The sequence below is a fragment of the Paenibacillus spongiae genome (assembly GCF_024734895.1).
Classification (GTDB): Bacteria; Bacillota; Bacilli; order Paenibacillales; family Paenibacillaceae; genus Paenibacillus_Z; species Paenibacillus_Z spongiae.
Window position 1 is genome coordinate 2,055,395 of the sequence record NZ_CP091430.1, and the last position, 12,275, is coordinate 2,067,669.

Below are 12,275 nucleotides of genomic sequence, written 5' to 3' on the forward strand. Positions count from 1 at the left end.
TTGATTAAGAAATAGGGGGAGAGGTTCAGTGAAAGTAGGTCTTAGCAGTTATAGCTTATCCCGATTGATCCAATCCAAGGGAATGGATATCTTGGATGCGATTCAATGGATTGCGGATCAGGGGGGAGAGCATGTGGAAATCACTCCGTTCGGTTTCGACTTGCACGGAGAAGACGGCCTGGCGGAGTCGATTCGGGAGAAAGCGGAGCAAACCGGCATTGAAATCTCCAATTATGCGGTCGGCGGGAACTTTATAACCGTTCGCCAGGAAGACTACGACAAGGAATTGGAGAGGCTTATACGCGATGTCGATATCGCCGGCCGTCTGGGCGTGAAATTGATGCGGCATGACGTAGCGTTCCGGGATTGGAAGGATTGTACGTTAACGCAGCTTGAGGCCGATATGGAAAAGCTCGTTTATGCATGCAGGACGGTTGCGGATTACGCCGCACCGCTCGGCATCGTAACCAGCGTCGAGAATCACGGGTATTATATCCAAGGAAGCGATCGGGTTCAGCGGCTGATCGATGCCGTGGATCGTCCGAACTTCAAGCTTACGATGGATATCGGGAATTATTTATGTACCGATGAGGATAGTGCGGCAGCCGTACAAAAAAATATTTCGAACGCATCTATGATCCATGCAAAAGATTTCTATATCCGCCCTTCCAATCAAGATCCCGGAGAGGGATGGTTCCGGTCCTTTGGCGGCAGCTACTTGAGAGGGGCGATCGTAGGTCAAGGCGATATCGATATCCGCGGGGTGCTCCGTACGATCAAGCAGTCGGGATACGACGGGTTCATCTCCATCGAGTTTGAAGGCATGGAAGATTGCCTGCTAGGCTCGCGCATTGGAATGGACAATGTCAGACGAATATGGTCGGAGCTTCCTTAAAGCACGCACATGAAAATAAAAAGTAACTTATTGCCGTACAGGCACGGATAGGCCACCGCCCACATACACTTTAGAACACAGTCTTCAACGGCAGCGCGGGACATCCCTGCGAGCCTCGCGCCAAATCAGCATGGAGGTGGCAATTACAATGCCTGGATTATTCGCGGCAATCGCTCTGTTCATTAAACAACTTTCCTTGCTCGTGTCCTATGTCAAAAACAACGCGTTCCCGCAGCCACTGCAAGAAGAAGAGGAGCTTAAGCACCTGAAACTGATGGCTGAAGGCAATCAGCACTCCCGAAATTTGCTTATCGAGCATAATCTTAGACTGGTCGCCCACATAGTGAAAAAATTCGACAATACCGGCGAAGACCTGGAGGATCTGATCTCGATCGGCACGATAGGCCTGATCAAAGCGATCGAGAGCTTTCAGACCGGCAAAGGGACGAAGCTCGCCACCTTCGCCGCGCGTTGTATTGAGAATGAAATACTTATGCATCTCAGGTCACTGAAGAAAAGCAGGAAGGACGTATCTCTGCACGATCCGATCGGGACTGACAAAGAAGGGAATGAAATTACCCTTATCGATATCTTGGGAACGGAAGCAGACGACGTCGTTGACAAGGTGCAGCTGAAAATCGAGAAATCGAAGATTTATAAAAACCTGGACATATTGGATGACCGCGAGAAGGAAGTTGTCGTTGGACGATTCGGGCTTGAGCACGGCGGAGAAGAACGGACGCAGCGGGAAATCGCGAAGGAGCTCGGCATCAGCCGTTCTTATGTCTCGCGCATCGAGAAGCGGGCGCTTATGAAGCTGTATCATGAGTTTTATAAAGTGAAACGTTAAGAACGGGAGTAAAAGAGCCGTAAATATATGAAAAAACACCTACTAGCAGATATTTGAATAAACGCTAAGCTGCAAGCTGGCTCCGATACTCAATCGGCGTCAGCTTGTTTAGCTTTGATTGTGCGCGATCTTCGTTATAAAACGGAATGTAATTTCCGATTGGTCATTTTGATCGTCGGTCCGTATTTAACCGGATACCTGCTGTTTCTGGGCTCAAACGCAAGCCCGCTCGGTCTGATCCTGTCGGTTAGGCTTTTGGCCAGCACAATCGTCGTTATTTTGTCGGCCTATCTGATGGAATACTATCCGAACCGTTTCCTGTTGCAAAGGGACGAAGCTCGCCACCTTCGCCGCGCGTTGTATTGAGAATGAAATACTTATGCACCTCAGGTCTTTGAAGAAGAGCAGGAAGGACGTATCGCTGCACGATCCGATCGGGACTGACAAAGAAGGAAATGAAATCACTTTGATAGATATCCTTGGAACGGAAACGGACAACGTCGTCGACAAGGTGCAGCTGAAAATCGAGAAATCGAAAATTTATAAAAACCTGGACATACTGGATGACCGCGAGAAGGAAGTCGTTGTCGGACGATTCGGGCTGGAGCACGGCGGAGAAGAACGGACGCAGCGGGAGATCGCGAAGGAGCTCGGCATCAGCCGCTCCTACGTCTCACGCATTGAGAAGCGGGCGCTTATGAAGCTGTATCATGAGTTTTATAAAGTGAAGCGGTGAAATAATAGGGGCTATTAATTTTTAAGAGCTAAATACCGTAGAATGGCGGACATGATCATAAGGTTTGATGAACTCCCTCTTAATGATTTAATTTACTCACGCAAGCTCAAGTGTTCGCAGGATTTCGCCGTCCTAGTGATTTATACTCCCCTGTCTCAACGGGTCACAAAGCCCTTACATTCCTTCGTTACACCTATCTAGAGGGTGGAGGTCGGTCTTGCTGACGGAACGGATCTGTATGGAGCCTACTGGTCATTACTGGCTCAAGCCGTAGGCTTCCAATCGGATTTGCTTCGTACGTGAGTGGCAAAGGCAGAGGGCGGCACCCTTCCAGATTGGACGTCTAATCAATGCGCTTTTCGAACAAGGCGTTTTAAACAAAACCATCATTCTGTTTACTTCGGATCATGGGGGCATGATGGAGATCATCATCACTTCCGGAAAACGCTTCCGTACGAAGGGAGTGTCATGGTACAATTCCTTTTGTATGATCCTGGAAACCAATATCGATAAATTTTATAAGTAGTCGGGCTTTATGCTGGTACGGATCAGCCGTTCGTGACAATTTGCAATACGGGAGTCGATCAGCATTGCATTGCACTTATCACCGGCTTATTCCGCGTGCTTATTGGAGATTACGGTACATTTTGATAGCGCAAACCGCCGTACGGAGGGATGATTGTGAACAAGCAATGGTTTAAGCGCCTCTTGCTCTCGTATTTGCCGATATTTTTCGTCATCACGTCTCTCCTGCTTCTGATTGCGATTCTCACGGCAAGCAAGCTGTCGCAAAAGGCGACGGAGGAGGCAAACACGGCTTCGGCCCGGCACGCGATGGCCTTGCTGGACAATACCCTGAAGGCGGTCGACGACGCGATTCTCAAGGAGATTCAGACGAACGCGGTGCTCGGGCAGTTCTTCTACCCGCCGCCGGGAGGGAATCCATTCTACTCCGTCTATGAGCCTTCTTCACTGCTCCGCAACATAATTACCGGGGTGCAGAGCATCCGGATCGATTCAATCTACCTGTATCGCATATCGGACGGCGTGGTGCTGACGGCGAATACGATTTTGCCTCTCGATTTATTCGGAGACAAAGCGTTTATCGACAAATTGAGGTCTCAAGCGCCGGCCGATATTTGGACGAGCGAGCGCAGCTATAAAGAATTCATTGACCAGGAAGCGAGCGCATCGGTCGTGTCTCTCGTTCGCAAAGTTCCGCCGATTGCGGGCGGACAAGGCTTCGTCGTGGTGAATGTCCGGACCGGCGACATCTCGCATATGATCGAATCGATCATGAATTCAAGCTACAGCTATGCCGTGCTGCGCGACCGGAAGGGCGCATCGCTGATGACTGCGCAGATGCAAGGGGCAATGGCCAATCTGGACAAGCTGGAAGAGGAAGATCCCCATGCCGCCGTTATCCGTTCGGATTACACAGGCTGGGAAATCCGGAGCGGTCTTACCCATACCTCGCTGTTCAACTTCATCACCGGCTTCTCGCAGCTGCTGCTTGGTATCGGAGCGCTTGCCATCGTGCTCGGAATCGTCGCGATTATCGTCATTACGCGGCGGAACTACAGGCCGATCGAATCAGTCCTGACGCGGCTGAGGAGCATTTCGCTCGAGAAGGCGAATGAATTGATGCCGGCGGCCGGCCGCGACGAGTTCAAATTCATCGAAGCCGCGCTGGACGATATGCTGGAGCAATCCCATCAGTTCCGCGAGCGGCAGAAGGAAGATCTCTTTTTTCGCCGGCAGTACTTTTTTGAAGAATGGATGGAGGGGAACCGGACGATTGCCGAGAGCGAGTGGCACGGCGAAATGCGTCGTCTCGGTCTCAAGGATTCGTTCGAACGGCTTCAGGCAGCGGTCATCGAGCTGGACAAATACGAACAATTCTGCCGCGAATATTCCTACCGGGATCAATATTTATTGAAATTCATAATCGGCAGCGTCATTCGCGAAATTGTGCCGCAGGAGCAGGCGCATATATGGACCGAGTGGCTCGACAATCATCGCTTAACCGTCTTGTATCAATGGCTGGGAGCCGATGAAACGAACAAGCCGGACGATCGCGACGAAGCGTACCGTTACGGCGAAAAGCTGCAGGCCTGGGTGATCGAGAACCTCAAATTCACGGTTACGATTGGGATCGGCCCGCAGGTAAGGCAAATCGAAGAAGCGGCCGATTCGTATGCGGGGGCGCTCGAAGCCGTCAAATATAAGTCGGTGCTCGGCTCGAGCCGCGTCATTGCGCATGACGAAATCGAGGGAACGCCGCTTGGGGAAACGTATGCCCATCTACAGCTGATCCGTTCGTTATCGCAGGCGTACCGGCTCGGCGACGACCAATGGCTGGACCAATACGAGACGTTGTTCCGCAGCATTCGCGACTTGCTGTTTTCCCGCGACGACCTGCTCAGCCTCATCAACTATCTCGTCTATCATCTGCAGCGCGAGATGATGGAGCTGCCACCGGAATACCAGGACATATGGAACAACGGTGCCTTCGATTCGCTTCACGCTGCGCTGAAGCAATTCGATACAATACAGGAGCTGGATCGGGAATTCCGCCGGATTCTGCTTGAAACGGCCGCGACGATGAAACGGCTGCGCGAGAGCCGGTCGCATCATTCGATGATTCGCGAGGTACGCGCTTATATCGAGCGTCATTTTGCCAATCCGGATCTTTCTCTTAATCACTTAAGCGAAGCGTTCAACATGAATCCGAAATATGTCAGCCAATTGTTCAAAGACGAGTTCGGCGTCAAATTCGTCGACTATCTCGCGCAGTTGCGGATCGAGCATGCCAAGAAACGGCTTCTTGAATCGGAGGATCCGGTCCAAGATATCGCGTCGAGCGTCGGGTATATGCATTCGTTCTCGTTCATCCGACTGTTCAAGAAGGCCGTCGGCCTGACGCCCGGAGATTACCGCAAGGAATATGGATGATCCGCCGAAAATGGTGGATTGGGCTTCCGCTTGATACCGGGAGAGCCGCAGCGATGCGGCTCTCTTTTCTTTTGAAATGTCAGAAAGCATACCCTCCGTTAATTGTTCGATTTCTCGGTAAACGCGGCTTGTTCTAGAAGGACGGCGAAGCCGTTTAACCTTGCCGGAATGTTGAGCATCGCCCGAATCATGTTCATTGACCGCTGCACCTGAGACGTTTACGCTTTGGTCACGAAGCGAAAGTAATCATAAGGAGGAACGACATGCATTCGGCTTATGCACAAGACGCGGCCGCTCTAACCCATGGGAACGCCAACCGGCGCCGCAAACGATGGAAGCAGAATATCCCGCTGCTAATCCTGTTCGCACCGATTGTTGCATTTTTCATTATTTTCAAATACGCTCCGATGGCGGGCCTAGTCATCGCCTTCAAGAACTATACCTTTTCGGAAGGAATATGGGGAAGCGACTGGGTCGGGCTCAAAAACTTCAGGCAGCTCTTCACCAATCCGCAGTCGATTACCATTATTCGAAATACGTTGTTCCTGAGCTGTTTGAATATTGTGGTCGGTTTCCCGTTCCCGATCGCCTTGGCGATCATGCTGAACGAGGCGCGCAAACAATGGTTCAAGCGGATTGTCCAGACTCTGGTTTACTTGCCTCATTTCTTGTCGTGGGTCATTGTCGGGGGTCTGGTCGTCACGATCTTCGCCCAGGAGACGGGATTCGTGAATCATCTCGTCAAAATGTGGACGGGGGAGCCCTATCCGTTTCTGTACAAGGACGGGTCCTGGATCGCGATTTTCGTCGGCTCAGGCATCTGGAAAGGGGCCGGCTGGGGGGCGATCATCTATTTGGCGGCGCTGACCTCGATAGACCAGCATCTGTATGAGGCGGCCAGCATGGACGGTGCAGGCAAATGGAGGCAAATCTGGCATGTCACACTGCCGGGGATCAGCTCGACGATCGTCGTCATGTTCATTCTGAACCTGGGCAATGTGATGGAGGTCGGCTTCGATCAGGTATTCATGCTGCAGAACTCCGTCGTCTCCGGCGTATCGGAAGTCATCAGCACGTACATCTACCGGGTCGGCCTGCAGGGAGCGCAATTCAGCCTGACGACGGCGATGGGGCTGTTCGAATCGGTTATCGGCCTTATTCTGGTGTTGACAGCCAATCGAATCGCCCGCAGGTTCGGGCAGAGCTTGTGGTAGGGAGGGAATAATCGATGAAAGATACTTGGGGAGAGAAAATATTTTACCGTTTCAACTACGTCCTCTTGGCTTTGGCGGGGCTCGCCTGCTTGCTGCCGATCGTCCATGTGGCGTCCGTTTCACTCAGCGAACCTCATGCCGTCATGTCCGGGTCCGTTGCGCTTTGGCCGGTCGGCTGGTCGGTCGAATCGTACGCGACGCTCATTGAGGGCACGAACATCGTCAGGGCGTTCAAGAACAATGTCGTTATTACGCTCGTCGGCGTCGTCCTCAGCATGATCGCGACGATTATGGCGGCTTATCCGCTGTCGCGTTCTTACTTTTATTGGAGGAGGAGGTTTACGCTGGCGATCGTCTTTACGATGCTATTCGGCGGTGGCCTTATTCCGACTTATTTGATCATCAAGTCGCTCGGCTTGATCGATTCCTACGGCGCGCTCTGGCTGCCAGGACTTGTGAGCGCCTTCAATATGCTCGTACTGAAAACCTATTTCGAAGGATTGCCCGTCGAGATGGAAGAAGCGGCCCGCATGGACGGCTGCAGTGAATGGAGGCTGATCGCACAGATCGTTCTGCCGCTGTCGATGCCGGTTCTCGCCGCGCTGACGTTATTTTATGCGGTAGGCTACTGGAATGCGTTCATGAGCGTGCTCATTTATATCAACAGCCCCGAGAAGCACAACATGGCGGTGCTCGTGCAGCAGATGGTGCAGAGCCAGTCGCTGCTGCAGGAAATCAACGGCATCCAGCAGGAGGATATCAAGCAGATGACGCCGGAGGGCGTCAAAACGGCGGGCATTTTGGTCATGATTGTCCCGATGATGATCGTCTATCCTTTCTTGCAAAAATATTTCGTCAAGGGGGTGATGATCGGCGCGGTCAAAGGCTGACGCCATGCACGGGTTTTGCAGGGATGAAGTTAAACCAACTTTAGGATTATTGGGGGATGAATGATCCATGAACAACAATGTAAAAGCAGTGTCCGTTGCAGCGGCAGTCGTATTCATGGTTCTTGCAGCGGTGGGCTGCTCCTCGAACGGTGGCAACAGCAGCAAGCAAGGGGAGGGTGGCGGTAGCAAGGAGTCGGCGAAAAAACCGGTCATATCCCAATCGATTTACGACCGGGGATCGGTTCCTCCGGAGGAAGGGACGATCGAGAAAAACCGCTGGACCGACTGGATCAACGAGAACGGCCCGGCCACAGTCAAATTTACCGCCATACCACGCTGGGAATCGGCGGCCAAATTCAATACGCTGTTCGCTTCGGGCAGCGCGCCGGATCTGATTTTCGAATACGATACAAACTACCGCAATCAGCTGTACAACCAGAAGCAGCTCTTGCCGCTCGATGATCTGATTGCCAATAACAGCACCGAATACAAGGAGCTGCTCGAGCAGAATCCCGTTCTGAGAAAGATCGGCACGAAGCCGGACGGCAAGCTGTATGAGTTCGGCCGCATCAACGGACTTGCGACCAACCATGTGCTATATGTTCGCGCGGATTGGCTGAAGAAGCTAAACCTTGACGTTCCTAAGACGACGGACGATTTGTACAAGGTCATCAAGGCGTTCACCGAGCAAGATCCGGACGGCAATGGGAAGAAGGATACATTCGGCTACAGCTTGAGCTTCGTAACGGGAATGATAACCGATTCCATGTTCCAGAACGTCACTTGGGTGGTCGAGAACGGCAATCTGATCCACGATTGGGATCGTTTGAAGGCGGCGACGGTTTTCAAGAAAAAGCTGTACGACGACGGCTTGATCGATAAGGATTATCTCGCCGATAAGAACGGGGAGAAGGCGAAGCAGGATTTTATTAACGGCAAGCTCGGCTTCTACGGCGCAAACGGCGGTGGCGGGCTCCCGTTGCTGGAGGCGCTGCGCAAGAACGATTCGAATTCCCAAATGATCCCGATCGAGCTGCCCGAAAGTCAATTCGGTCAATTTAGCCCGGTCATTGGAAATCCGGTTCAGATGACGGCGGTCATCAACGCATCCGCCAAAGACCCGGTTGCCGTCATGAAACATATCGACTTCCTCGTCTCCGAGATTACGCAGAAGACACTCCGCAACGGTACCGAAGGCACCTATTGGAGAAATGTCGCCAACGAATGTCCGGAGGTCATCGTCGACAAGGACAGACAGACGAAAGAGCTAGGTTATTTGGGCGACTTTGCCATGCTGAACTCCTCGACTACGTTCGGCAAGTGCGCGACATATGCCAGCACCCTTGATCCGTCTAAGCCGCTCGAGAAAGAATACCTCGACATCATCGATATGGCAAAGAAAGCTTATCTCGATCCGGCACGTCCAATTGCAGAGATAACGCACGGCGAGCATATGCCGGGGCTCCCGCAGGATCTGGGGCTGATCGTCACCAACGCCAACAAGACGATAAGCGACACGATCAACAAAGCGATTGTCAGCGGAGCTTCCTACACGTCTGAGCAGGCGATTGCCGATGCCAAGTCGACGTGGGAGAAGTCCGGGGGCAAGCAGGTCGACGACTGGTATGCCAAGTGGTATGCCGAGAACAAAGGCAAAGCGTTCCTGAAGGAAGACATGTACAAAATGCCGATCATTCAGTAGTAGTTGTTTTTTGCAAGTAATAGCGTCTGTATACGTTTCTATATCTGCTTGAGCAGCTTATCTGGATGAGCCATAGGGTATGAACGCGAGTATGCAGGCTTCGACCATACCCTTGGTCATTCCTAAGAGCTTAAGACTATACCCAAAGTTGGTAGAGTGGAGCTGATGAACAATGACGAGCATAATCAAACATGGCAAGAAAGAGGCTCAGGAAATCATCGAACGTGTGATTGGGCAGCTTAAGCATTTGCAGGGCGGCGCTGTAGAGGAAAAATGCCCGATCGGTATCATATCCATGGAAAATTGGGAGTGGCCGCAGGGCGTAGGGCTATTCTCCCTCTACTTATACTACCGAAAGACACAAAGAACCGAAATAAAGCAGTACTTAATCGATTGGTTTGACCGAAGAATAGCCGAGGGCCTTCCCTATAAGAACGTTAACACGATGTGCCCGATGCTGACGCTGAGCTTCCTTGCGGAAGAAACAGGGCGCGAGGATTTCATGTCTCTGTGCCGGGAATGGGCAGAGTACGCCGCCGCCGAGATGCCTCGTACGGAGGAAGGGGGAATTCAGCATGTTGTCTCGGGTCATTTAAATGAAGGCGAGCTATGGGACGACACGCTCTATATGACCGTACTGTTTGTAAGCCGGATGGGTCTCTTGCTGCAGGAACAGCGTTATATTGATGAGGGGATCTACCAGTTTTTGCTGCATCTCAAATATTTGACCGACCGCCGTACGGGACTGCTGTTCCACGGCTGGACGTTTAACGGCCGCCACCACTTCGCCGAAGCGCTTTGGGCTCGCGGCAATTCCTGGTATACCGCGGGAATCGTCGATTATTTGGAGCTTGTTCAGCTTCCCAAGCCTGTGGAACGGCTGCTTCTGTCCGCATTGGAGCAGCAAGCGGCGAAGCTTGCGGAGCTGCAGGCGTCTGACGGCATGTGGCATACGCTGCTGGATGACCCTTCTTCCTATACGGAGACGTCGGCAACCGCAGCTTTTGCCTACGGGATTTTGAAAGCGGTGCGCAAAGGATTCTTGCCTGAAGCATATCGAAATATCGGCGCAAAAGCATATGCCGCTGTGGTATCGAGGATCGATTCCGAAGGTGTCGTTCAAGGCGTATCGTATGGTACAGGGATGGGGCGTACGCTTCAAGCGTATCGCGATATTCCGGTCTGTCCGATGCCGTACGGCCAATCGATGGCACTGCTGATGCTTATCGAAGGATTGGAGCATTGAAAAGGAGATTCTAACATGAACAAGCAAACGGCACAAATTTGGCAAATGCTTTGGGAGAAGTTCGGAAGCCAATTGATAGTGGAAGAAGGGCTTGTAAATCTAGGCAGGCCGGGCCATACAATTGAGGCTTCGAAGGTTCAAGAGGCTCACGAAGGGCGTTCTACCGCCTCCTATTATGTTGTCGCGATGGCGCTCGGTGTCCTGGATGAGGAGGAAGGGCTGCGGATCCTGGAGGCACTGTCGGAGCTGCAAATAACGGATGAATCGAGTAAATATTTCGGGGCTTTTCGCTGGTATCGGGAAGAGAATCGGATCAATGACTCGAATGCAGCTTTTTTTATTCTCATGCCGCTGGTCGTTATGCGGCTTTGTCTGAACGAGCTAATTCCTGCTACACATCGGAAGCTTCTGGATCAAATGCTGATTAGAGGTGCAGTTTGGTTTGAGCATGAGCTGAAAGAGCCGATACTCTATTATTCGAACAAAATTGTAAGCGACGGCGCGCTGCTGCTCGGCATTTCCCGAATATGCGGATTGGAGAAGTGCCGCCAAGCAGGAACGGAATTTTTCGAACGGTGGCTGGCTTATACTTCGCGACGAGGCTGGGGCTGGGGAGAAAATATTAGCCTTATCTATATCGGGGTTATCATGAATGCGCTGCAAATTGCCAATATCTCCTTGGAGGGTGATCGTTGCAAGTTGTGGGAGAGGCTTCATTCGGTCATGGACGAAGTAACCGATTACGTCCGTTTTCATGGCGGTTATGAGTTCGTGCCGTCGATCCGCAGCTACAACTTTCACGGTGAACTACACCCTGTCAGCCTGCTGTGGAGGATCGCCGGCATTGAAAGCAAGCAATCGTCCGAAGAGCTGCCGTTAGGCAATCTGGAGTCCTGCATCACGTATCTATTGTTCGAGGATAATCTGCAGAAGGAAGAATCGATCTGCGAGCTGCCAATCCCGCGGACCCGGATTGAACGGATCATGGATTCATGCCACGCGCATACCTGGGTGGGCGCGACTGGGCGGATCGGAAGCGTGAACCGGTTCCCGGCTATCAACGGATCCTATCAATTTCCGTCTTGGGGTTTAGGCTGGCAATCCTACCCGGTATCGCTTGCTGTGAACGGGCATCAAGTCTCGTTCCTTTGCTGGCATGTACATGAGGGGGAACACGTCCGAACACATCCGGCAGCGTACAAGGACGCATATTTAAGACCGGCGTTGTTCCGAGAGGATTGGTTTCCGGACATACAACTGCGTTCGGTTCAGCGAGATAATGCGGTTTTGGTTGTGCGCAGCATGAGCCGTTTACACAATGAAGCGAGCGAGATTGCTGACGAGTGGATCGTAAATCGCTGGGCGGGAGAACAGCAGACGGCTCTAGGTGCTGACGGGAGGGAGTGGACGATTCTGCAGTATCCGCGGTCGGCTGTGTTGATCGCCCCGCTTATCGGTATAGGCTTCGGAGAGAACGTTCGCCGAGTACCTGCTCTTCAATCGGTTATGAACGGTGATATGCTTCGCTTGAGACAGGTGCTTTATGCAGGAGAAACGAAGCTGTTGCAGCAGCCGAGACTGGAGTCCGGCTGGGCGATCTACTATGCGGACGGGGTCGATAGTTTAAGTCAAGCAACAGAGCTAGCAGCCCGCTTGCGTCTGGAAGAAACATCGTACAAGGACGGAGAGGTGCCTCGAACGGAGTACACGGAAATCAGGAGCGTTTCATTATTAGACGGGGATATGAAGTTGGCAGAGCTTGTGGTAGACCCTCATCTTGACTAAAA

At 52.1% G+C, this 12,275-nt stretch carries 9 protein-coding genes and 2 pseudogenes; 10 read left to right on the plus strand and 1 reads right to left on the minus strand.

The genetic code is table 11. The annotated features are described in order from the left end of the window. Positions 1–28: 28 nt before the first annotated feature. Positions 29–895 (plus strand): sugar phosphate isomerase/epimerase family protein, encoded by an 867-nt coding sequence (locus tag L1F29_RS09350; RefSeq protein ID WP_258388052.1) that lies wholly within the window; start codon positions 29–31, stop codon positions 893–895. Between the two features lie 148 nt (positions 896–1,043). After that, positions 1,044–1,745 (plus strand): RNA polymerase sporulation sigma factor SigK, encoded by a 702-nt coding sequence (sigK, locus tag L1F29_RS09355; protein ID WP_258388053.1) that lies wholly within the window; start codon positions 1,044–1,046, stop codon positions 1,743–1,745. 64 nt (positions 1,746–1,809) lie between these two features. Here sigK and L1F29_RS09360 read toward each other — a convergent pair. Beyond that, a pseudogene (locus L1F29_RS09360) lies at positions 1,810–1,905 on the minus strand (IS3 family transposase); the annotation flags it as partial. Positions 1,906–2,070: 165 nt separating this feature from the next. Between L1F29_RS09360 and L1F29_RS09365 the strand changes: the two are divergent. The 8 genes and pseudogenes from L1F29_RS09365 to L1F29_RS09400 all read left to right on the plus strand — a co-directional run. Continuing rightward, positions 2,071–2,481: pseudogene (locus L1F29_RS09365) on the plus strand (sigma-70 family RNA polymerase sigma factor); the annotation flags it as partial. A 346-nt stretch (positions 2,482–2,827) separates the two neighbouring features. Beyond that, positions 2,828–3,007, plus strand: a complete 180-nt coding sequence (locus tag L1F29_RS09370; protein ID WP_309252411.1) for a hypothetical protein — start codon at positions 2,828–2,830, stop codon at positions 3,005–3,007. A gap of 155 nt (positions 3,008–3,162) precedes the next feature. Then, positions 3,163–5,436, plus strand: coding sequence for a helix-turn-helix domain-containing protein (locus L1F29_RS09375; RefSeq protein WP_258388054.1), 2,274 nt, complete (start codon positions 3,163–3,165; stop codon positions 5,434–5,436). Positions 5,437–5,699: 263 nt separating this feature from the next. After that, positions 5,700–6,650, plus strand: coding sequence for an ABC transporter permease (locus tag L1F29_RS09380; protein ID WP_258388055.1), 951 nt, complete (start codon positions 5,700–5,702; stop codon positions 6,648–6,650). 14 nt (positions 6,651–6,664) lie between these two features. Then, a complete protein-coding gene (locus tag L1F29_RS09385) occupies positions 6,665–7,540 on the plus strand; it encodes a carbohydrate ABC transporter permease (RefSeq protein ID WP_258388056.1) in 876 nt (291 codons plus the stop codon). A 67-nt stretch (positions 7,541–7,607) separates the two neighbouring features. Beyond that, a complete protein-coding gene (locus L1F29_RS09390) occupies positions 7,608–9,242 on the plus strand; it encodes an extracellular solute-binding protein (protein ID WP_258388057.1) in 1,635 nt (544 codons plus the stop codon). Between the two features lie 172 nt (positions 9,243–9,414). Beyond that, the gene (gene bglB / locus L1F29_RS09395; RefSeq protein WP_258388058.1) at positions 9,415–10,488 is read left to right on the plus strand and encodes a beta-galactosidase BglB; all 1,074 of its coding nucleotides are present in this window, start codon (positions 9,415–9,417) and stop codon (positions 10,486–10,488) included. A gap of 15 nt (positions 10,489–10,503) precedes the next feature. After that, positions 10,504–12,273 (plus strand): hypothetical protein, encoded by a 1,770-nt coding sequence (locus L1F29_RS09400; RefSeq protein ID WP_258388059.1) that lies wholly within the window; start codon positions 10,504–10,506, stop codon positions 12,271–12,273. The last annotated feature ends 2 nt before the right edge of the window (positions 12,274–12,275 follow it).